The sequence below is a fragment of the Kovacikia sp. CALU 1929 genome (assembly GCF_056784235.1).
The window spans coordinates 1-20,253 of the sequence record NZ_JBXBCF010000094.1 but is presented as its reverse complement, the minus strand read 5'-3'; the positions used below and the strand labels follow the sequence as shown (position 1 = coordinate 20,253).

General features: G+C 48.8%; 21 protein-coding genes and 1 tRNA gene. 11 read left to right on the top strand and 11 right to left on the bottom strand.

Features of this window, described 5'->3' with window-relative positions; genetic code table 11:
* The first annotated feature begins 17 nt into the window (after positions 1 to 17).
* Positions 18 to 230, top strand: a complete 213-nt coding sequence (locus tag AC1S52_RS26190; protein WP_482031986.1) for a DUF6887 family protein — start codon at positions 18 to 20, stop codon at positions 228 to 230.
* A gap of 29 nt (positions 231 to 259) precedes the next feature.
* Here AC1S52_RS26190 and ccmO read toward each other — a convergent pair whose 3' ends face one another.
* The 6 genes from ccmO to AC1S52_RS26160 form a co-directional block, all read right to left on the bottom strand.
* Positions 260 to 1,228: a beta-carboxysome assembly protein CcmO gene (gene ccmO / locus AC1S52_RS26185; protein ID WP_482031985.1), complete on the bottom strand. Its 969-nt coding sequence runs from the start codon at positions 1,226 to 1,228 to the stop codon at positions 260 to 262.
* Positions 1,229 to 1,416: 188 nt separating this feature from the next.
* Positions 1,417 to 2,040 carry a beta-carboxysome scaffolding protein CcmN gene (gene ccmN / locus AC1S52_RS26180; protein ID WP_482031984.1) on the bottom strand — a complete coding sequence of 208 codons (624 nt, stop codon included), beginning with the start codon at positions 2,038 to 2,040 and terminating at the stop codon, positions 1,417 to 1,419.
* Between the two features lie 70 nt (positions 2,041 to 2,110).
* Positions 2,111 to 4,183 (bottom strand): beta-carboxysome scaffolding protein CcmM, encoded by a 2,073-nt coding sequence (gene ccmM, locus AC1S52_RS26175; RefSeq protein WP_482031983.1) that lies wholly within the window; start codon positions 4,181 to 4,183, stop codon positions 2,111 to 2,113.
* A gap of 179 nt (positions 4,184 to 4,362) precedes the next feature.
* Positions 4,363 to 4,662 (bottom strand): beta-carboxysome shell vertex protein CcmL, encoded by a 300-nt coding sequence (gene ccmL / locus AC1S52_RS26170; protein ID WP_482031982.1) that lies wholly within the window; start codon positions 4,660 to 4,662, stop codon positions 4,363 to 4,365.
* A gap of 9 nt (positions 4,663 to 4,671) precedes the next feature.
* Entirely contained in the window at positions 4,672 to 5,013 is a 342-nt protein-coding gene (locus tag AC1S52_RS26165) for a carbon dioxide-concentrating mechanism protein CcmK (protein WP_223050155.1), read from the bottom strand.
* Between the two features lie 76 nt (positions 5,014 to 5,089).
* The gene (locus AC1S52_RS26160; RefSeq protein ID WP_482031981.1) at positions 5,090 to 5,398 is read right to left on the bottom strand and encodes a carbon dioxide-concentrating mechanism protein CcmK; all 309 of its coding nucleotides are present in this window, start codon (positions 5,396 to 5,398) and stop codon (positions 5,090 to 5,092) included.
* A 655-nt stretch (positions 5,399 to 6,053) separates the two neighbouring features.
* On the opposite strand from AC1S52_RS26160, the gene AC1S52_RS26155 reads away from it, so the two are divergent.
* The 3 genes from AC1S52_RS26155 (at position 6,054) to AC1S52_RS26145 (ending at position 10,806) form a co-directional block, all read left to right on the top strand.
* Positions 6,054 to 7,889: an NAD(P)H-quinone oxidoreductase subunit F gene (locus AC1S52_RS26155; RefSeq protein WP_482031980.1), complete on the top strand. Its 1,836-nt coding sequence runs from the start codon at positions 6,054 to 6,056 to the stop codon at positions 7,887 to 7,889.
* Between the two features lie 102 nt (positions 7,890 to 7,991).
* Positions 7,992 to 9,497, top strand: coding sequence for an NADH-quinone oxidoreductase subunit M (locus tag AC1S52_RS26150; protein WP_482031979.1), 1,506 nt, complete (start codon positions 7,992 to 7,994; stop codon positions 9,495 to 9,497).
* A gap of 166 nt (positions 9,498 to 9,663) precedes the next feature.
* Positions 9,664 to 10,806: a CO2 hydration protein gene (locus AC1S52_RS26145; protein ID WP_482031978.1), complete on the top strand. Its 1,143-nt coding sequence runs from the start codon at positions 9,664 to 9,666 to the stop codon at positions 10,804 to 10,806.
* Positions 10,807 to 11,028: 222 nt separating this feature from the next.
* On the opposite strand, the gene AC1S52_RS26140 is transcribed toward AC1S52_RS26145, so the two are convergent.
* Positions 11,029 to 13,113, bottom strand: a complete 2,085-nt coding sequence (locus AC1S52_RS26140; RefSeq protein WP_482031977.1) for an ABC1 kinase family protein — start codon at positions 13,111 to 13,113, stop codon at positions 11,029 to 11,031.
* Positions 13,114 to 13,491: 378 nt separating this feature from the next.
* Positions 13,492 to 13,692: a hypothetical protein gene (locus AC1S52_RS26135; RefSeq protein ID WP_482031976.1), complete on the bottom strand. Its 201-nt coding sequence runs from the start codon at positions 13,690 to 13,692 to the stop codon at positions 13,492 to 13,494.
* Positions 13,693 to 13,914: 222 nt separating this feature from the next.
* On the opposite strand from AC1S52_RS26135, the gene AC1S52_RS26130 reads away from it, so the two are divergent.
* The 7 genes from AC1S52_RS26130 to AC1S52_RS26100 all read left to right on the top strand — a co-directional run bounded on the left by AC1S52_RS26130 (position 13,915) and on the right by AC1S52_RS26100 (position 18,056).
* Positions 13,915 to 13,988 (top strand) — tRNA-Val (locus tag AC1S52_RS26130).
* 49 nt (positions 13,989 to 14,037) lie between these two features.
* Positions 14,038 to 14,181, top strand: coding sequence for a hypothetical protein (locus AC1S52_RS26125; RefSeq protein ID WP_482031975.1), 144 nt, complete (start codon positions 14,038 to 14,040; stop codon positions 14,179 to 14,181).
* A 462-nt stretch (positions 14,182 to 14,643) separates the two neighbouring features.
* Entirely contained in the window at positions 14,644 to 15,339 is a 696-nt protein-coding gene (locus AC1S52_RS26120; RefSeq protein ID WP_482031974.1) for a TetR/AcrR family transcriptional regulator, read from the top strand.
* Positions 15,332 to 16,213, top strand: coding sequence for a bile acid:sodium symporter family protein (locus AC1S52_RS26115; RefSeq protein WP_482031973.1), 882 nt, complete (start codon positions 15,332 to 15,334; stop codon positions 16,211 to 16,213). The genes AC1S52_RS26120 and AC1S52_RS26115 overlap by 8 nt, the downstream gene beginning before the upstream one ends.
* Entirely contained in the window at positions 16,203 to 16,361 is a 159-nt protein-coding gene (locus tag AC1S52_RS26110; RefSeq protein ID WP_482031972.1) for a hypothetical protein, read from the top strand. Before AC1S52_RS26115 ends, AC1S52_RS26110 begins: the two co-directional genes overlap by 11 nt.
* Positions 16,345 to 17,058, top strand: coding sequence for a Coq4 family protein (locus AC1S52_RS26105; protein ID WP_482031971.1), 714 nt, complete (start codon positions 16,345 to 16,347; stop codon positions 17,056 to 17,058). Before AC1S52_RS26110 ends, AC1S52_RS26105 begins: the two co-directional genes overlap by 17 nt.
* 215 nt (positions 17,059 to 17,273) lie before the next feature.
* Complete coding sequence (locus AC1S52_RS26100; RefSeq protein ID WP_482031970.1) at positions 17,274 to 18,056, top strand: M48 family metallopeptidase; 783 nt, start codon at positions 17,274 to 17,276, stop codon at positions 18,054 to 18,056.
* Between the two features lie 204 nt (positions 18,057 to 18,260).
* Here AC1S52_RS26100 and AC1S52_RS26095 read toward each other — a convergent pair whose 3' ends face one another.
* The 3 genes from AC1S52_RS26095 to AC1S52_RS26085 form a co-directional block, all read right to left on the bottom strand.
* The gene (locus AC1S52_RS26095; protein ID WP_482031969.1) at positions 18,261 to 18,566 is read right to left on the bottom strand and encodes a hypothetical protein; all 306 of its coding nucleotides are present in this window, start codon (positions 18,564 to 18,566) and stop codon (positions 18,261 to 18,263) included.
* Between the two features lie 294 nt (positions 18,567 to 18,860).
* Positions 18,861 to 19,193, bottom strand: a complete 333-nt coding sequence (locus tag AC1S52_RS26090; RefSeq protein ID WP_482031968.1) for a hypothetical protein — start codon at positions 19,191 to 19,193, stop codon at positions 18,861 to 18,863.
* Positions 19,194 to 19,253: 60 nt separating this feature from the next.
* Positions 19,254 to 19,874 carry a hypothetical protein gene (locus tag AC1S52_RS26085; protein ID WP_482031967.1) on the bottom strand — a complete coding sequence of 207 codons (621 nt, stop codon included), beginning with the start codon at positions 19,872 to 19,874 and terminating at the stop codon, positions 19,254 to 19,256.
* Positions 19,875 to 20,253: the final 379 nt, after the last annotated feature.

Sequence of the window (20,253 nt, the reverse complement as noted above, 5' to 3'; positions counted from 1 at the left end):
AATTGGGATTTTGTTCTATGACACAAAACCTTTACCAAATGACCAATGCTGAACTAAAGCAGTATATTTCAGCACGCCGAAACGATGAAGAGGCATTCAGGTCAGCTTTGGAAGTGCTCATGAGTCGTCGTGATCCAAGTACTCCCTATCAACCCTATCCCTTTGAACTGGCTGATCCTGAAGGGGAGGTACAAGCCATTTTCGTGGAGAAGCTTAGAAAAACTGAGTAGTAGCGATCTAATAAAGTTCGCCTCCACAGCTATTCAGCGCCACCCGTTAGCTTTTTCGTTTTCTTTCGTTTCAGTTTAGGTACCTCTCCATCCTCTGAGTCTATCGAGGAGTCTAAATCGCTGGGGTCTTCGGTTGCCGTTGTTTCCAAAGGAGCAGGCTCAGGCAATGCCTGGGACAGTTTAGAGCTGGCTGGCTCATTCAGCTCATTCAGCTCTACCAGCTCTACCACGGGTTCCACGGTCAGCGGTTCTACTTCTGGCATGGCAGGTTGTTCCGCCATTGCCAGCGTTTTTTGCTGTTGCTTCAACTCCGGCAAAGCGATCAGTTGTTTCTCAGTTTCCTTAACCGCGATCGGGATCTTCAGCGGCTGCAATTCCTCAATCCAGCAACTTGCCAGAGGCAGCGTTTGATCCAGGTCTTCCAGGGGACGAGGTACCAGCATCACCGCATGGAGTTCGCCAATTCGTTCCGCTTCGACCATGCCGACATCCAGCGCCACAGCAACATTCGCCACCGAACCTCGAATGATGGCGGTACACAATCCCGCTCCAATCGTCTCGTAAGCTGCCAGGACCACATCGGCTGCCTTCATCATGGCATCGGCAGCACCTACCATTGCCGGAAACCCGCGTGTCTCCAGCAGCCCAACTGCCTGATTACTTAACTTACTGTGCCCACGCCCGGTAGCCAGTTGTGCCAATCGGTTGCCAATCGGCAATACTGCTTCCAAATTAGGCATGGGACGCGGCACCACCAGGGTCGCAAGCTCTTGTCCAAACTGCTGCGCCCGCTCTGCCCCTTCCTGCACCGCCAGCCTCACATCCGCTACGCCTCCCCGGACGATCGCCGTACAGTGCCCACTGCCAATCTTTTCATAGCCCACCAGGGTCACCCCTGAAGACTTCAACATATGGTCTGCAATCCCGACAATAGCGGGAAAACTCTGGGCAGAAACCAACCCTAATGCGGTATCCGTAAAATCTTCTCGGCGGCTCATTCGCTCTCTAACTGGCGGTGTTGTGAATACTCCTATCCTATAGCAGGTGCCAGGTGTTAGGTGTCAGTATCATTCCATCGGCCCTAGTGGTAAGTCAATCAATGATTGATGGGTAACCAAAATCCAAATTATTGATTGGGTTTAAATTTCGCGGGTCTTCGACCCGTCAAAATTTTCCTGACGGAACACTAATCCTCCCAGGGATCATCCGAAGCAGATAGCTTGCTCGACCCGGTTGGAGGCTGATTTGCCCGGTGGCTATTGGGAAACATCTTGACCAGAAGCTGGTTGACATAAACCTGCCCATACACATTGACCCCGGAACTTTCGGTGGGTGCAGCTAGTTCAGCCGAACTAGCTTCCGGCGGTGCCTGTCCATTCTGAGGGGATTCCGATGGTAATTCGGGGGAAGACAATGGCACTGTCTCCGTCACCTGAAGCGGCTGCTCCGCCTGCCGACTGGTGTCACCCATCAGCGAACCAGAGGGAACCATCTGTCGAGACTCAATAGACCAGTTGCAAATTGTTGTCGCAGCCCCAATACAGGCGTTTGGACCAATCGAAACATTGCCAATCAGCAACACCTCTGCCCCAATGTTTGCCCCTTCTCCCACTTCCACCGCGCCCTGGCTGGCATGGAGCACTGAGCCAATGCCAATACAAGCTCCGGTTTTGATAATCACACGACTCCCCGGATCTGCCTGAAGCAAAACCCCAGGGGCGATCGCGGCTCCATCATGAATGATTACATCGCCACTGGTGTAATAGTGGGATGTACTAATCGGTCGCAACTGGAGGGGCGGCAAAGACATCAACAAAAAAACCTCTCAACCACTGCGCGGCTAATAATTAAGCAGCCCCAAGTGCTGGGACTGCTTAAAATTAACGAACCGCTGCCTTCGCTGGCTTATGAATCACCGTTTCAGCCACCCGCCGTTTGGTCTTGGGATCAATCCCGATCAACCGCACGTAGTCATTCTGATGTTCACCCAGGAAGGATTGTAGCGAAGACACCACCTCCGCTTCCCGGGATCCCTGAATGCTTCCCGTCTGCCAGGAACTTGTTTTATAGCGACGTTCATCCGCATACTCAGCCCCGACCCGGTAGCCCTGCGCTAGCAACTGGTGTACCTGCTGGCTCACTTCAGACCCAACCGATCCTCCCGTGGAACGACCACTACTGGGAGCATAACTACTATATCCACCGGCTGATGCCGCAGAGGACTGATACGAGGAGCTAGGGGCACTTGTCGACTTATCACCGGGACGGTGAACGATCAGCTCTAGCACCCGCCGTTTTGCCTTTGGATCAATGCCGACCAGCCGGACATAATCTCTGCTGTGCTCACTCAGGAAAGATTCAAGAGCGGCGATCGCCTCCGACTCCCGCCGTGCCTGAATGGGTGGCACACTGTTCCACGAACTGGTTCTAAACCGGCGCTCATCTGCATACTCTAGCCCCACCTGGCAGCCCTGCCCAATCAACTGGCTGAGTTGTTGCACGACTTCAGGCGCTAACCGGCTGGTTGATGTATAACCACCCGCCGACACTGATGAACTGGGAGCCGTGTAGGAGGATTTGGGAGCCGTGTAGGATTTAGTAGAACCGTTAGAACTGGATCCGGTGCCTTTGCCATTGGGCCGCTGAATAATCAACTCACCCATCCGGCGCTTTGCTCTGGGGTCAATGCCAAACAATCGGACATACTCACCGGCATGTTCTGCCATGCAGCCTTCCAACAGCGACAAAACCTCGGATTCCCGGTTAGATTGAATGGGGCTACAGGTGTACCAGGAACTTGTCTGAAAACGCCGCGCATCTGCATGTTCTGTGCCAATCCTGGCGCCCTGCGCCAACAGGTTGCGAACTAGCTCAACGGCATCACCAGGCAATCCTCTGCCCGTATGCCCGTTAGAATTGCTGGGTGCCGGACGGTAGCTCGACTGAGACGGAGCCGACTGACTGGCATAGCTCGATCCATTGTGGGAAACCGGCGCTGGCTTACCCCCAGGGCGCTGAATAATAGTTTCCAGCACCCGCCGTTTTGCCTTCGGGTCAATCCCAATCAGGCGCACATAATCACCACCATGCTCAGACATACAGGCTTGTAAGCCTGCTATCACATCAGATTCACGGGTGGATTGGATAGGTGTGCAACTCTTCCAGGAACTTGTCTGGAAACGCCGCTCATCTGCATACTCCGTACCGATGCGATAACCTTGCGCCAGCAATTGCCGCACCTGGTTGACGACGTTGGCATCTAAATTACCGTTCGCCGGACTATAAGAATAAGTATTCATTTCTGACCAACCGGAAGTACTGGTTTGATTTTTCGAATCACGAACGGAAGTGATGCAGTTAGCATTCTCAGCGCACTGATAGCCCGATCGCAACGCATTATTGACACCGACCACATGGGTCGCAAACTGGATATCTGACTCCTTCACACTGGGCAACCGATCCGCCTGCTGCTGATTGGTAATAATCGAACCAGACGGAATATACCGACCGGGCGGAATTTCCACATCCTGGATCAACACATGCATCATGACAATGCAGCCATCACCCACTCTGGCATTAAACACCGTGGAACGGAAACCAATAAAGCAGTCAGATCCAATATAGGCAGGACCGTGAACCAGAGCCATGTGAGTGATCGAGGTATTATTCCCAATCCAAACAGAATAGGAGTTTTCATCGTCCCCCAGCACACGACCCTTGTCTAAACCATGAATGACAACGCCATCCTGAACATTCGTACCTTCGCCAATATAAAAGGGAGACCCTTCATCTGCTCGAATCGATGTCCCCGGAGCAATTAAAACATTGGCACCAATGCGAATATCCCCAACCAGGTTCGAGAACGAATGCACATATGCCGATTCATGAATTTGAGGTTCGGCTAAATTTCTCGACCAGGGAGTCGGCGGAGCCGCACTGCTACGGACTGCCATAGAACTCTCTCCAAACTAAAACGCAATGCAGGGTAGCCGTGACAAGGGGGGATGGCGAAGGAGGCAGGAGGTGGAAATCAGCAGTTGGGAGACAACAGCCAAAGTGCCTGGATTCGTTATGGTTCCAGAACGCTTAACTCTCAATTCCTAACGTTGAACTCCGACTCCAAACCCTTCCCTCAATACTGATCTTTTTTGCTGTAAAGCAGACCATTCTCCACACTGACCGTATCAATAATGGCGATCACTGCGGCATCGACTGGTCGTTGCTCACTACCCGGAACTTGACGAGCAGCACTACCACGGCTAACCAAGACCCACTCACCCACCCCTGCCCCTACGCTATCGGCTGCCACTTCATACATGGGCAGTGGCTGCCCTTCTTCATCCATCAACTGCAACACCAAAAATTTAATCCCTCTGAGACTAGGTTCTTTTTGGGTACTGGTGACGGTGCCACGGACTTTGGCAATCTGCATTAGTTTCTACTATGAGCGGTTAAGGGGACGAATACCGCTAACGCTCTCCCGGAAAGGCTCAACTGCCTCGGTGTAGCGAATGGGCAGAACATACTCCAGGTTTTCGTGAGGACGAGCAATAATGTGGGTAGAAAGCACCTGTCCGCCATTCACCCGTTTCACATTCTCAATCCCAGCGGCAACAGAAGCCTGCACTTCAGACACATCCCCCCGCACAATCACAGTGACGCGACCACTACCAATTTTCTCGTAGCCAACCAGAGTCACACGAGCCGCCTTCACCATGGCATCAGCCGCTTCTACAACAGCGGGGAAGCCCAGGGTTTCAACCATTCCAACTGCAATTGCCATCGTAATTACTCCCTTCCATGAACTATGAGGTCAAATCAAAACAAACAGGTAAAGACGTTTCGGTGAAACGCCTTTACTAGCTACGAAATTGCTCAACTGATTCGGTGTAACGAATCGGCAAAACGTATTCCAGGTTTTCGTGAGGACGGGCAATGATGTGGGTGGACAACACTTCGCCACCATTCACCCGTTTCACATTTTCAACGCCTGCCGAAACGGAAGCCTGCACTTCAGACACATCCCCCCGCACGATCACGGTGACACGACCGCTACCAATTTTCTCGTAGCCAACCAGAGTCACACGAGCCGCCTTCACCATAGCATCAGCCGCTTCTACAACAGCGGGGAAGCCCCTGGTCTCAATCATTCCTACTGCGATCGGCATTATTGGTCTCCTGATAAGTGAAACTAATCGTAAAAACAAGGAATGAAAATTTGGGCGAAAACGCCATTATTCCAAGCTTTATGAAGGTTTTTACATTGCCTCACCTAAGAATAGGATGGTCGATGACGCTTGACAACATAAAGACCAATGATAGTTATAAATTTAAGTCATTAATCGAAGTTATACCTGAACCGAACCTATGATTTGAACATTCGAACCTAGATTGTTGAATGGTTTTAGATGGCTTGAAGAAACCCAGATTACCACCCGAACTCTCCAGCCAAATGCCTGGGATCCTCGAAAAGTAGCTATCTCAAGATTAATTTAAATCGCGATCGCTGAGAATATGCCGGAGCGATCGGTCTCAAAATTTCTGCCTCAATCATCATAGACTCTTTTCAATCGGTATAATTGGATTCTTGATAAAATATAAGTTACGGTTATACATAAAAATTCGTGATTCGCCACAAATGTTTTTCTAACTGAACCAGTCTACTTTTTGAGTCGAACTGGGTTTAAGCTGAAAATAGAATTAAGATTCATTTAATATGCATTAGGTTCCAATACCAGAAAGGTTTGCAAGCCTTCCAAAGATTAGGTTTGGGGAATTTTTTGCTAACTTAATCGCTGTGAAATTTTAAAAGGGTCGTTTTTAATGGAACAGTTTCTCCTCCAGAACAGTTGGTGGATCCCCTGTTATGGTCTGATTGGCGCAATTGTGGCATTACCGTGGGCCGCCGGCATTATTCGTCGCACGGGACCACGACCGGCTGCTTACTTAAACCTATTGATGACGATTATTTCTCTAGTGCACGGATTCCTCGTATTCCGTATCACTCTAGGAGAAGATGTGCAGCCGCTCGTCATCCATTGGTTTCAAGCTGCTGACCTGGATTTGACCCTGATGCTCGATGTTTCCTCCGTCGGCATGGGGGCTGTGGAACTGGTGACGGCATTGAGCTTACTGGCACAGTTATTTTCCCTGGGATACATGGAAAAGGACTGGGCGCTGGCACGGTTCTTTGCCTTGATGGGATTTTTTGAAGCTGCCATGAGTGGTTTGGCGTTGAGTGAGTCGCTATTTCTGAGCTATGCCCTATTAGAAATGCTGACTCTTTCGACCTACCTGTTGGTAGGTTTCTGGTATGCCCAACCCCTGGTCGTGACTGCCGCCCGCGATGCTTTTTTAACCAAACGGGTAGGGGATGTCTTGCTGCTAATGGGTGTCGTCGCCCTGGGAACGATGGCTGGCACCCTCAATTTTCCCGAACTTTATGAGTGGGCGGAAACTGCTGAACTGTCACCCACGGTGTCAGCCCTACTGGGCTTGGCATTAATTGCAGGACCGATTGGGAAATGTGCCCAATTTCCCCTCCACCTCTGGCTGGATGAGGCAATGGAAGGACCCAACCCGGCATCCATTCTACGGAATTCAGTCGTGGTTGCCTGTGGTGCTTACGTACTGATTAAGCTTCAGCCAATTCTGGTGCTATCACCTGTGGCATCAATGACTCTGATTGCGATTGGGGCAATGACGGCGATCGGCGCTTGCCTGGTGGCGATCGCCCAAATCGACATTAAGCGTGTTCTTTCCCACTCAACTAGTGCCTACCTGGGAATCGTATTCATTGCCATAGGAACGCAATGGACAGATGTGGCACTGCTTGTTCTGTTTGCCCATGGCATGGCTAAGGCACTCCTATTCATGAGCATTGGTTCGGTCATTCTTACGACTAACAGTCAGGATATTACCGAAATGGGTGGGCTATGGTCACGCATGCCTGCAACCACCGTTGCTTTCATCGTCGGAATCGCTGGCTTGGTTGGTCTACTGCCCCTGGGAGGTTTCTGGGCGCTTTATGAAGGGGTGGATACCTATTGGTATGGTCAGCCCTGGTTGGTAGCTGTGCTTTTAATCGTCAATATTCTGACGGCTTTCAATTTGACCCGTGTGTTTCGCCTGGTCTTCCTGGGACAGCCTCAACCTAAAACCCGACGCGCCCCAGAAGTTCCCTGGACCATGGCAGTTCCAATGGTGGCATTAACGATCATCACACTGCTGGTTCCCTTCATGCTCCAACGTCTGTACATTTTGCCCGATTGGAGCTACCTGAACTGGGCCGCAGTGGCATTACTGGTGCTATCCAGCGTCATTGGGCTTGCCATTGGTTCAACCATTTACCTGAACCGCACCTGGGCACGCCCGATTCAGATACCCCTCAAATTTGCTCAGGATTTACTGGCATACGATTTTTATATCGATATCCTCTATAAAGTCACTGTAGTTTGGTTGGTTGACCGGATTTCCCGATTCAATGCCTGGTTCGATCGCTACGTCCTGGATGGAGTCGTTAATTTTGTCGGATTAGCTTCCATCTTCAGCGGCGAAAGTTTGAAATACAGTATTTCGGGGCAATCCCAGTTCTACCTGCTAACCATCCTGGTTGGGGTCAGCATCTTTGGAGCACTCCTGACATTCTTAGCGTGGTAGACGTTGAGTAATGAATTAAGAGTTTTGCAGTTTATGGTCACTGACTACTGACCACTGACCACTGACCACTGACCACATCACTTCTTCCTCCCTCCCTTCCCTATGCTCAGCGCCCTGATCATCATTCCCCTCTTAGGAGCCATTGCGCTTGCCCTGCTGCCTGGTGCGATCGCACCCCGCTATAGCCGTGCCATTGCTCTGCTAGTGACGGTACTGGCGTTATTCTGGTCAATTCTTTTAGGAATCAAATTTGATGTTGGCATCACTAATTTACAATTCATAGAAAGCCTGCCCTGGATTGATTCGCTCGGCTTAACTTACCGACTGGGACTGGATGGTTTATCCCTACCGTTGATCGTCCTAAACGGACTCCTGACCTGGATTGCCGTTTACAGTACCGATGACTCGGTTCAGCGTCCACGGCTTTACTACACGCTGATTCTGCTGCTCAATGCCGGAGTGGCTGGCGCTTTCCTGGCACAAGATCTACTGCTATTTTTCCTCTTTTATGAAGTTGAACTGATTCCTCTTTACTTTTTAATTGCAATCTGGGGTGGAGCAAAGAGGGGTTATGCAGCGACCAAATTCCTGATCTACACCGCAATTTCTGGGGTTTTAATTCTGATTGCATTCCTGGGCTTGACCTGGTTAAGCGGAGCCTCCTCCTTTGAGTATGATCCGACCCGCAGCCAGTTTCTACCGCTGGCAAGTCAGATCTTACTATTGGGGACTTTGCTGGTTGGTTTTGGTATCAAGATTCCGCTGTTCCCCCTCCATACCTGGCTACCGGATGCGCACGTTGAAGCGTCTACGCCCGTTTCCGTATTGCTGGCAGGGGTCTTGCTAAAATTGGGAACTTATGGGCTTTTGCGGTTTGGGCTGGGGCTGTTTCCAGAAGCATGGTCAGTTTTGTCTCCCTGGTTAGCCATTTGGGCGGTGGTGACTGTATTGTATGGGGCGCTTACAGCGATCGCCCAAAATGATATGAAAAAAATGGTCGCCTATAGCTCGATTGGGCATATGGGCTTCATCCTGCTGGCTGCCGCCGCTGCAACCCCCCTGAGCGTCCTGGGAGCATTGTTCCAAATGATCAGCCACGGTCTCATATCTGCCCTCCTATTTCTCTTGGTTGGCGTGGTTTATAACAAAACAGGCACCCGCGATATCAACATCCTGCGTGGACTGCTTACGCCCGAACGGGGATTACCGATTATTGGCAGCTTAATGGTCGTAGGGGTCATGGCAAGTGCCGGAATCCCTGGCATGATGGGCTTCATTTCCGAATTCATTATTTTTCGCGGCAGTTTTCCCGTATTTCCCGTCCAAACCCTACTCAGCATGATTGGGACAGGTTTAACGGCAGTCTACTTTTTGCTCCTGGTCAACCGCACTTTCTTCGGTCGCCTGCCCGTGCAATTCTCGACGTTGCCCCCCGTTCAATGGTCAGAACGCATCCCTGGCTTTATTCTCGCTGTCCTGATTGCCGTTTTGGGGTTACAACCCAGTTGGTTATTGAAATGGACTGAACCGACCACAACCGCCATGCTTATCTCCTATCCCGTTATTGGAGCAACCGATCAACAGTTAGTTGTGAAGGATAAAGGATAAAGCATTGTTGGTTGTTAGAAGGTGGTAGGTGGTAGGAAGTGAGGGGTCAGGTGTTAAGTGTCAGATCTTAGGCAACCTTCCGCCTTCTGCCCTTTACTTTCTGCCTTTTACCTTCTGCCTTCGCCCATAACTCTCAACTCTCAACTCTCAACTCTCCTCTTCCCCTATGGTCAGCACTCGCAAAACCCCTTCTTCAAACCATCCCCTGGCAGATATCATTGCTCGGTTGGAGTCTGGCGGTGCCCTTCTACCAGATTCACCTGAAAATGTTATGGAAGTAGTAGGTATTCTCAAGAGCTATGGAGTGGTTCTGGATGCCTACTGGCGTAACCTGCTCTATATTTCTGAGCATCAATTCCTGGTATTGTTTCCCTTTTTTAAGTACTTCAATGGTGAAATTTCGCCGGGTAAGCTGCTGCGCCACTGGTGGCACGATCGCATCAATTACGAATTCGCCGAGTACTGCATGAAAGCAATGTTCTGGCATGGGGGTGGCAAGCTAGATACCTATCTGGATACACCGGAATTTTGCGATCGGGCACAACAGGCAATTCAGGCAAAGCTACAAGGCAACTTCCTGATGCAGGGGTTAGCCACAGGGTTCCCTGATTTTCTGCCTGAACAGGTACGACAAATGGCTTACTATAGCGGGCTAGGGCAGTTCTGGCGAGTGATGAGCGATATGTTTCTGACTCTGTCCGATCGCTACGACCGGGGCGAAATCAAAACCATTCCCGATGTGGTGAATCACGTCCTGCAAGGGCTGGTTGCTGCGGCTGATAAGCCCATCACCTATGCGATTAATATTCGTGGTCAGGAGTATGAAATTATTCCCAAATCTGCCGGGCTTACTTTTCTGATGGACACGGCTGTACCCTACGTTGAAGCGGTTTTCTTCCGTTCGTTTCCTTTCATGGGTACGGTATCCTACAACGCCCAGGCGCGGCAAATCCCCCCGGAGCAGGAGCTTTTCTCCTACGGTGCCCTCTATGCTGACCCACTACCCATTGGGGGAGCCGGTATTCCGCCCACCCTCCTGATGCAGGACATGACCCACTTTTTACCGGATTACCTGCACACCTTTTATCAACGTCCCCCCAGAGGTGAAAACGATCTGCGCGTAAAAATTTGTATCAGTTTCCAGAAATCCATGTTTTGCGTCACGACAGCCGCCATCCTGGGCTTGATGCCGTTTCCATCCGACACAACCGATCCAGAACAGCAGCAGCAAAATCGGGTATATCTGGAATCCTGGATGAATCGGCTGATGGAGTCCCGTTTGTCGAGTGTGCAGGTGTGTGAGGTTTGAGGCGTTTGTTGATGGACTGGCGACAAGCAGGGAACTAAGGCAGGAAGATTGATACCCTGTACCAATTGAAGGTTGAGAGGTTTCAAATTTTCGGTTCAAATTTTCGGGTGAAGGCGGAAGGTTAAAGGTAGAAGACGTTTATGTTTGACACCCGACCGTTCGGCGGAGAATCACGTCCAAGCCACTAGTTGCTGGGGAACCTCACACCTAGCACCTCACACCTTATTTACCATACCCAGCCGGAGAAAGCCGAGGTTGGTTAGATGGCAACGGATTGGTTAGTGGGTCAGTGGCAGAAGCGAGTTCTTCAGCCAGGAGAAATTCACGGATAAACCGAGCGATCGCCCGTTGAGTTAATCCACCGACAATTTGTTGCCCCATGTGGTGGACATTCGGGTTAAATAACAAACGCGGAATTACTGGCAGAATTTTGGTTGGGTCAAAACCGCGAGTTTCCTGCAAAATACCCCAGATTCGTTTGATGTGATCTAACGTTTTTTGACTGTCAGATGACACCGTGGAACGATGAACAGTTAACCCCAATTGCTCGTTGAGGGTGAGGCTAAAGCGGTTAAACGTGTTCACTGCAAAAGTATCCACACTTTTGACGACTTCATTCACCAGCTTTTGCCGGATCAGTTCTCCCCGTTCCGAGAACAGATAATCTAAGGTTTGATCCACCACCTGTCCCAAGTCATAATCTGTACTGCTACGGGCATTCCGGAGCAGATTTTCCAGCCGGTTCCAGCGGAAGCTGTCATCCTTGAACAGAAGGTCCCGTAGGGATGCCCGCAGTTCGGGGGCTGGGTCTGTTAACAACCGCTTTGCCACATAGGGATAAGCCTTACTCAAGACTTTAAATTCCGGATCGACATTGATCGCAATCCCTTCCAGGGTTACCAGCGATCGGATAATCAGGGCATAGTAAGCAGGCACCTGAAACGGATACTCATACATTAACGCTGAAAGCTGATCAGTAATGCTTTTGATATTGATTTCAGCCACACTGGCTCCCAAAGCATTGCTAAATACCGCCGCAAAAGCAGGAATAATCGGGGTCAGATCCGTATCAGGGCTGAGAAACTCTAGCTTTACATAATCATTTGCCAGTCCTTCAAAATCCCGATTGACCAGGTGGACGATCGCCTCAATCAGCCCATAGCGTTGGGGTGGCTTCACCTCACTCATCATGCCAAAGTCCAGGTAAGCCAGTTTGCCATCCGGTGTGGCTAACAGGTTCCCAGGATGGGGGTCAGCATGAAAAAACCCATTCTCCAAAAGCTGGCGCAGGGAACACTGCACACCCACCTCAATCAGATAGCTAGCATCTACCCCTTGAGCGCGAACCGCCTCTGGCTGAGTCAGCTTGGTGCCTGTGATCCACTCCATTGTTAGCACCCGTCGTCCCGTGTATTCCCAGTAAATACGGGGTACATAAATGTCTGGAATATTGCCATACAGTTGAGCGAATCGCTCAGCATTGCGACCTTCCTGGGTGTAGTCCATCTCCTCAAAGATGCGGGTGGCAAATTCATCCATAATGCCAACCAGGTCACTCCGCACCCACTTCACCCGCGTCTTCACCAAATGGGCCAGCGTCCGAAGGATATACATATCCAGGGCAATTCCCTGAGCTAGTCCAGGTCGCTGAACTTTAACAGCAACCTCCTCGCCTGTTTTGAGTTTGCCTCTATAGACTTGCCCTAAAGAGGCGGCGGCGATCGGCTCTGGAGTTAACTCAGCATAAATTGCTTCAGGAGAGCCTCCCAATTCTTCTTCTATAAACTGGTATGCCACCGCATTGTCAAAAGCAGGCAACTGATCTTGCAACTTGGCAAGCTCATCCATAAAGGTTGGATGAATCAAGTCAGGACGAGTTGAAAGCGCCTGCCCCACCTTAATAAATGCAGGCCCCAACCGGGTCAAAATTTCGCGCAGACGAATTGCTTGCTGCCGCCGTTTCTGTTCGCTAATCGTAGTACCCCGGCTCAACCACCAGTTCAGCCCAAACTTGAAAAAGGGAAAAAAGATTTGAAAAATTCTTCCCATCACGGCAAAAGGACGTCGCCGATAGTAAGCAGAAATGACCTCCGAGTCGTACCGTAAAGCCGGGGTATCTACCTGCCCAGAAAATGGCTGAGCGGACTTTAACTGGTCTTCAAATTCAGACAGCAACTCTCCTTCAACCGTCATGGTTGGAGCTACAGACGGTTCAACCAGCTCAGGGTAGTCCTGCCCAGGAGTCTCGACGGCAAGCGTATCTGAGATAAAGGGAACCGATTCAAGGTTTGCAGTCTTGGCATTCATGGGGTTGCAGTCAAGGGTGAGACAGCTATGTAAAGCATTGTAACAAGAGGCTTCGGGATTAGCCGTGTATAGAGCGATAGACTTTTGGGCAAAAATGCCTTCATTCACATCTTTATTCCCACAAATACACAGCCGTTACGCACAAAAATCGCCAAAACTCAGCCTACTTCTTCCAGTTAATCACTATGTCTCTACCTTTGCCCGCCCTCAAAGGCAGAATTTATGGCGAACTTTCCACACTTTTGGGGCTTGATTTCTACCCCTCCGGTAGGGAGACTAAAACGTTTGGGACAAGATTCAATCCCAATTCACTACAAAAAATCAGAGCTGGAACTCAGCTCTGATTCAAGTAAATAGACGAGTAAAGAATTAATACGGCTAAAGAGCCTGACGAGAAACCAATTTCTCAAAGGTCGCCTGGGTCTGGTGCAGAAGCTCTTCCCGGCTATCAGCGGTTTGCGTGAGAGTAGGAACCAGATTACGTGCATGCAAAGACATGTGAAGCTGGAGATGGGCAACGTATTCACTAAAGTCTTCGCGGGGAGAGGAATCGAGAGCCTGCCGTGAACGCGTATCCAAAAGTGTTCTCCTTTCCTAACTCTTTTTGGTTATGAATCAACGTAAACGAAGTTATCACGCGGGGAGGCAAGGTTTTGGCTTCGCAACGAAGTTTAACCAATTAGGTGGCAAAATGTTGAGAAACTTAAAGAGTAGGGCAAAAGGGTAGGGCACCAGTATTTATGTCTTAAGCGAATAGATGTTTTAATCCCAGAATCGTATGTTATATTGTTATACCGTCCCGGACGCATAGCTCAGTTGGTTAGAGCACCACGTTGACATCGTGGGGGTCACTGGTTCGAGTCCAGTTGTGTCCATAGAAAGACAGTCCCAGAGGGACTTAAACCAAGAACGAGCATTCGTCCAGTGAATGAACCGTTAATCCAGCAGTTGAAGCCAACTTCAGTCACGATTGTTCAACGGGTGGAAGCGGCTTCCAAGTCCGTCAGAATGCACGACATTGGTTTGGGGTTATTCATGAATCGATTTGAGTTTGGAAGGGCAGTCTAAACTTGAGAACCACACGTCTAGAACATTACCCAGCAACAAAGCGAACTCATAAAAATCACTCATCGCGCTTTCTCCACCTTTAGGCAACTTCAAAGAGCAATGCCTATAAAGTACCCACTAATCGCCTAGCGGTCTAACGTTCCAAATCAGCGGCTGCCCACATCTCAAACTCAGCACAGGTGTCTCTCGACAGTCCGCTGCATTTGGGTTGTTAGCCAGCGTTGTCCGGCGATCGTCACCACCACACCTCTCCTAACCTCCCTCCCATAACCACTATCGTTGTACTCAACCTTTTACTGAAGACAGAAAATTCTTTGGGACGCTTAATGTTGACCGAAAACCTCCATGAACTCAACCTCTCGGCTGGGGGTGATCGCCCCTTCACCCATAACCAGATGAGGTTTCGAGACAAGGGATTGACAAATTGCAAGTGCTCACAATAGGATGTGACTAAGCAGTCATGTGACCAGTCAGTCATATGACTGCTTAGTGGAAATTATGCCATCCCAAACCTTCTTCAATCTGCCTGATGTGAAGCGGCGAGTCATTATTGACGCGGCGATCGCGGAGTTTGCCAACCATAGCTATGAAGCGGCGTCGATCTCAAGTATTGTCAGCCAAGCGAAAATCGCCAAAGGTAGTTTTTACCAATACTTTGAAAATAAACAAGACTTGTATCTCTACCTGGTTGATTGGGTACTGGAGGTAAGGAGAGCCTTCATTGCCACGGCCAATCTTCCGAGCATTCAAGCTGGGTTTTTCGTGTATTTGCGAGCCTTATTTCAAGCAAATTTAGAGTTTCAATTGGCGAATCCAGCTTTTACTCAGATTCTGTTTCGGGGACCTCTTTATGGCGATGTGCCATTTCGGGAGGAAGTCTTTAGGCGAACAAAGGCTGGCTTAATCGAATTTATGCGACGGTGCGTGCAAGAGGGCATTAACCAAGGGCAACTTTCAGCTCAGATCAATCCTAATATTGCTGCGTTCATGATTGTCACCTTGGGCATTGAACTCAGACGCTTTATTCCGATCGTTTTAGGAATAGATGTAAATCAATTAGTTAAGGATAACCCTGATGTAGACAAGGATGCCATTAGCAAAATTCTAGACGACTTCGTCCGGATCTTAGAGCGCGGTATCGGAGGAAGCGATGATTGATAATCCTCTGCCTAGTTCCATCAAAATAGTCATCTTCTGGTTTCTGTTTACATTTCTCTTGTCCGTAGCGCTAGAGAAACCGAAGCAAGAAATTCTGGCGCTCATGAAATCAAGCTTGATGGGGCGATCGCTGTTTGCAAATTTCATTCCACTGCCGATTTTGGGCATGATTTTAGCTTGGTTATTCAGACTACCGCCCGATATTTCTGTGGGCTTTCTAATGGTTGCCCTTGCTCCTGGAGGGATGCTGTGTCTGCATTTTGCTCGTGTTGCCAAAGGCAATCTTGCCTATGCAGTGGGGTTGATTTTTCTGTTGTCGCTCCTATCCATCGTCATTACACCGGTGCTGATTCATCTGATTTTTCCTAGCATTGCCGCAACGGATGGATTTGTTGTGTCACTCATCGGTCGCCTGTTGTTCTTGATTATCCCTCCGTTTCTGGCAGGACAGGTCATTCAACATTGGCTAGCGTCGATCGCCACGAAATTGCAAAAGCTATCTTCCTTTTTATCGATTGTCCTGTTCATTACATTGACGGTTCTCACATATAAGCTCAAAGTTCTGGATACTCAAGCACTGGCATGGAATGGGTTGGCTGTGATCGTGGTGTTTATTGGGATGGCGTGGTTCATCGGTTGGCAATTGGGCGGACCGGAACTAGAAAATCGTAAGGTGTTGGCAATCAGTACCAGCATGAGAAATGTGGCAATTTGCTTCTTAATCGCTACGAGCAGTGTGGTCAATCAGAATGCTGAGGCGATGATGATTGGGTTTAGTGTGTTGCTGACTCCGATGAATCTAGTCTTTGCGATCGCCATGAGTCGCATCAAGCCAAAGTCTCAAAAGCAGGTAAACCAAGCCGATGCTGATTGATTCTATTCCGGGGTTACTGGTGCCGCAATGTCGTGGTTCCCCGACCTGTCCGCTGGCATTGCCGACATGCCAAACTCAGCATGTCCTCAACAGTCTGACCAATCACCAAATCTACAATCCAGGAGAAACTAATGCTGAAACGATTTGAAGAGTTGAGCCGTACCGTCCGCAATCTACATTCCGTTACCGATTTACTCAAATCAATGGGGGAGAATACTGACAGCGTATTTGACATTGAAGATAACTTTCGGGGCAGCCATCAGATGAAAGTCTGTGTCGATCGGGTCAAGGCAAGCCCTGAAGCGCGCGCAATGATGGAAAGTCGTTATCTGGGTCCAGCGATCGATCTTGAAGCCCTATCTCAATTGTCTCGCGGCACCCTGGGCCATACTTATGCCACGGTGATGAAGGCACTGGGCTTTGACCCGAATTTCTTCCGCCATCGCGAGATCGAAACGGATGAAGACTGGTTGACCATGCGCCTTCGCAAAACCCACGATCTCGTTCACCTGGTGACGGGGTTTGGCCCCACAGGCGGAGAGTTAGGTGTGCTCTCTACTCAAGCAGTGCAAATTGGTTATCCAATGGGTGTAATGCTTCAGGTTGCCAGCATCGGTATGGCGCTGAAAAAACAACCGGAAAAACTTCCAGATATAACGCAGCAAATAGCGAGAGGCATGGGGATGGCAATCCAAATGAAGAAGCCGCTAATTGCTCAGCGATGGGAAGATGGTTGGGATAAAACAGTGCGTCAATGGCGCGAGGATTTGAACATCACTGATCCAGTCATTGATGAACCCTACAGCCTCAAGAATCGCCTGCCAGATCTGGATTTGGATTGGTAACAACTGGCATTCCTTTTTAAAAGGGGGGACTTCTAACCCATTGTTGGTTTGCGCTTTATACACGCTACGCGAACGGTTCCCCTTCTTTCTAGATCATCTCAATTATCATGTCTCCAACTCTTAAATCTCAACTCAGTTTCGGTTGTCAAGTGCTTAGACAGTCCCCCGTGTTGCGAAAGCGGCTGGGATACCTTCTCCTAGCGGTTCTCACCGCAATGAGCCTTTGGCTTAGTCAAGCCCAGGTATCCCAGGCATCCAGGGTGCGCGATCGAATTCGAGGCGGCACTCAGACCAACCAAAGGATTCAGCTTAATCGCATATCTCCTGAACAGGAGATGAAAATAGGTCAAATAATGAATCGGGATTTGTTGAGAAGTGAGTTTAGGCTCTACCGAAATCCCGGCATTCAGAATTATGTCGTACAGATTGGTAAACGTTTGGTGCCCCATAGCGATCGGGCTAATGAGTTAACCTATACCTTTCAAGTCATAGCCGATGATCAGGTTAATGCCTTTGCCACAATGGGGGGGTATGTGTATATCACAACAGGTCTCATGAAGCTTGCAGACAATGAGGCTGAACTTGCCGGTGTTGTCGGCCATGAAATCGGCCACATTGACGGAAAGCATCTGTTACAACAAATTCGTGCGGATGCCGTTCGTCGAGGACTTGCGACGGCTGCCGGACTCGACCCTGGTAAGATCGCCCAGATTGGTGTAGAACTTCTCCTAAGGCGTCCCAACAGTCGTGAGGATGAGTATGATGCAGACCAACGGGGCCTGAGCATGATCGGTGATGCTGGCTATGCTCAATCGGCTATGCCAGATTTCATGCAGAAGCTAGGGGATCAAGGCGGCTCACCCCTCGAGTTCCTCAGTACTCACCCTGACCCAGAAAATCGGGTTGAAGCCTTAGAAAAGAGCATTAATCCGAACCAACGGAATGGCGACGGATTGGATTCAACCGCCTATTACAATCGCACTCTGCCCCTACACTAGAGTTTTAAGGATAAGCCTTGTGCGCCCAGGGAGATGAAGCATAACTTCAACTCTCTGGTTATGTAGGTCTTGCTAACGGTTCGGGTCAGCGGTTGCCAATACCCTTGCATCTCACCCAAGCGGCTTCGGTCAATCCGCTGCACCCGAATTGTTAGACCGAGCTTTTGCTGTCAAATCTGATAACCCGCAGGTGATATTAAGAACCTAATCAACATCCTCATAGGAATAACACAATGGTTCTTGCTCAGAATCAGAACTATCTTCTAGTTCGATCTCATCATCCTCAACCTCCTCATACCAAATTGACCACCAATTGCCACTAGCACGCCCTTCTTTGAGCAACTGATAGCGAACTTGATTTATATCGCAGTCATCATTTTCGATGTGGTCAGAAACCATATCGAGACAAAATTCTAAGTTTCCACCACTGCCATATTTATCCTGCCAAAGACACCCCCAATCGCCTTCGGGATCAAAATCAAATTTAGACTTTTTTGTGCTTTTACTCATCCACCAATCATCCCAATTATCATTAGGCTTAAATGCTATTTTATCGGAACGCTCAATATAACCCTTCCTAAACTATTCCTCAAATATGGGATATTGCTAATTCTTTGAGGAACTGACTTCAATATTTGTTAGAGGTCTGGAAGAACTGCCATCACCGAAAGATAAGCGGTCTAACGTTCTGATTGAGCGGCGGTGAGTATTTTTTGCAGTTTCACCTGGATCTAGCAACAGTCCGCTCCAATCGGGTTGTTAGACCGTCGCCTATTATCCAAATTCATCGGTACTGAGTTGAGTTTACGGAAGATACCGAATTGGATTTTGCCCACCCTCAGCGAACTCAAGCCAATTTTTAGATGTTACCCCGATGTATTGAACATGAGTGAGTTGAATGTTATGTCGTCCTTGCCTATTAGCTGGCTCTACACCAGCATGATTAGCAATATATAAAGTATTGGTTTTCAACTCATCATTTCGGTGATAGATAATAACTCGATCAACTGGACGAGTTGCATCAATTTCCCATTCGCCTGTTGAACCTGTACTGTCATCATGGAGTTCAAAGTGAATGCCATGAGTAAAGATAACTAAGATGTTTTCACCAGGTTTGATAAAATCACGCGCTTTCACAGATCACTCCTTTAGATCTTCAATATAGACCAAAAGCTCTAAGCCAACGTTTTTAGGATGCTATCTTGATCTAACAAGAATGTCATTTTGTATAGATTGTTCATCGTATATTGTGACCTTGCCATCTGGTCTAGCTATCGAGTAATGCCAACGACCAACCTCTAAAGCATATTGTTTAAGGGATATCTGCTCTGGATGCTGCTGAAGAATATCGAGAGCAGCATCATAAAAAACTTTAGATGGAACTTGAGTGGACAAAGCAGAACGAGAAATAGATCTTTGAGCACACGAAAATACCACAGCACGTACGCGCTCATCTAATGGTTTAATCTTCAACAACGGTAAGACTATGCTGCTAATTAGAGGTTTAAGCTTTTCTTTGTTGAGACCCTCAAGCACCTCTAAAACATAATCTAATGCTTTAGTATTGGTAGGGTCTTTAGACAATTGTTGAAAATTTTTCTCTAACCCTTCGGCGGCTTTAGCAGCAGCAAGTTCAGCACGTTTAGCCTCGGCTTCTTGCTTCCCACGAATCGCCTTAGCTTCTGGAGTATTAGACCAAGCTGCTAGGACAACACAAGACAGTATAAATGTCAGGAATGCCCATAAACCATTGGAAAAAATGAGGATAATAGACCAAAAAATTAAGAAGACCCAAGTAAAGAGGAGCAAATTTGCCATAGTACTGCCAACATCAGTTTTGTCTAGTATTACCCACGATCCAGCGGATCGAAACAAATACAATTGGTTAAAGGGATTGAGGTCTAACGATCGCGCTCACCGGATGCAAATAACCTTTGCAGCTTAACCGACCATATAGGTACGTTCCGGTGCAGCGCGGTTGTTATGCTCTTATCCTTTAGGTCTGACTTTTAAGAAAACAATGTATTTGCTCAGCAAGCAACTCAAGTGATTCATTTGGGCACCTCGAAAAATCGAAAAATGGGTGTCTCAACTTGAGAATGAGCAGCTAAAATGTCGGCAGTTAGGCTATCCGAGAACAGCAATGGGGCAAACAGGTTTCTGGGATTTAGAGCAACGCCAGCAAGAATTAGCAGCC

Bases quoted from the DNA above. Each gene is read 5' to 3' on its own strand.
- AC1S52_RS26085 (WP_482031967.1), bottom strand. From the start codon at position 19,874: ATGGCAAATTTGCTCCTCTTTACTTGGGTCTTCTTAATTTTTTGGTCT.
- ccmM (WP_482031983.1), bottom strand. From the start codon at position 4,183: ATGGCAGTCCGTAGCAGTGCGGCTCCGCCGACTCCCTGGTCGAGAAAT.
- AC1S52_RS26190 (WP_482031986.1), top strand. From the start codon at position 18: ATGACACAAAACCTTTACCAAATGACCAATGCTGAACTAAAGCAGTAT.
- AC1S52_RS26155 (WP_482031980.1), top strand. From the start codon at position 6,054: ATGGAACAGTTTCTCCTCCAGAACAGTTGGTGGATCCCCTGTTATGGT.
- AC1S52_RS26105 (WP_482031971.1), top strand. From the start codon at position 16,345: ATGCTGAAACGATTTGAAGAGTTGAGCCGTACCGTCCGCAATCTACAT.
- AC1S52_RS26100 (WP_482031970.1), top strand. From the start codon at position 17,274: ATGAGCCTTTGGCTTAGTCAAGCCCAGGTATCCCAGGCATCCAGGGTG.
- AC1S52_RS26165 (WP_223050155.1), bottom strand. From the start codon at position 5,013: ATGGCAATTGCAGTTGGAATGGTTGAAACCCTGGGCTTCCCCGCTGTT.
- AC1S52_RS26150 (WP_482031979.1), top strand. From the start codon at position 7,992: ATGCTCAGCGCCCTGATCATCATTCCCCTCTTAGGAGCCATTGCGCTT.
- AC1S52_RS26145 (WP_482031978.1), top strand. From the start codon at position 9,664: ATGGTCAGCACTCGCAAAACCCCTTCTTCAAACCATCCCCTGGCAGAT.
- ccmN (WP_482031984.1), bottom strand. From the start codon at position 2,040: ATGTCTTTGCCGCCCCTCCAGTTGCGACCGATTAGTACATCCCACTAT.
- AC1S52_RS26110 (WP_482031972.1), top strand. From the start codon at position 16,203: ATGCTGATTGATTCTATTCCGGGGTTACTGGTGCCGCAATGTCGTGGT.
- AC1S52_RS26115 (WP_482031973.1), top strand. From the start codon at position 15,332: ATGATTGATAATCCTCTGCCTAGTTCCATCAAAATAGTCATCTTCTGG.
- AC1S52_RS26140 (WP_482031977.1), bottom strand. From the start codon at position 13,113: ATGAATGCCAAGACTGCAAACCTTGAATCGGTTCCCTTTATCTCAGAT.
- ccmO (WP_482031985.1), bottom strand. From the start codon at position 1,228: ATGAGCCGCCGAGAAGATTTTACGGATACCGCATTAGGGTTGGTTTCT.
- AC1S52_RS26160 (WP_482031981.1), bottom strand. From the start codon at position 5,398: ATGCCGATCGCAGTAGGAATGATTGAGACCAGGGGCTTCCCCGCTGTT.
- AC1S52_RS26095 (WP_482031969.1), bottom strand. From the start codon at position 18,566: ATGAGTAAAAGCACAAAAAAGTCTAAATTTGATTTTGATCCCGAAGGC.
- ccmL (WP_482031982.1), bottom strand. From the start codon at position 4,662: ATGCAGATTGCCAAAGTCCGTGGCACCGTCACCAGTACCCAAAAAGAA.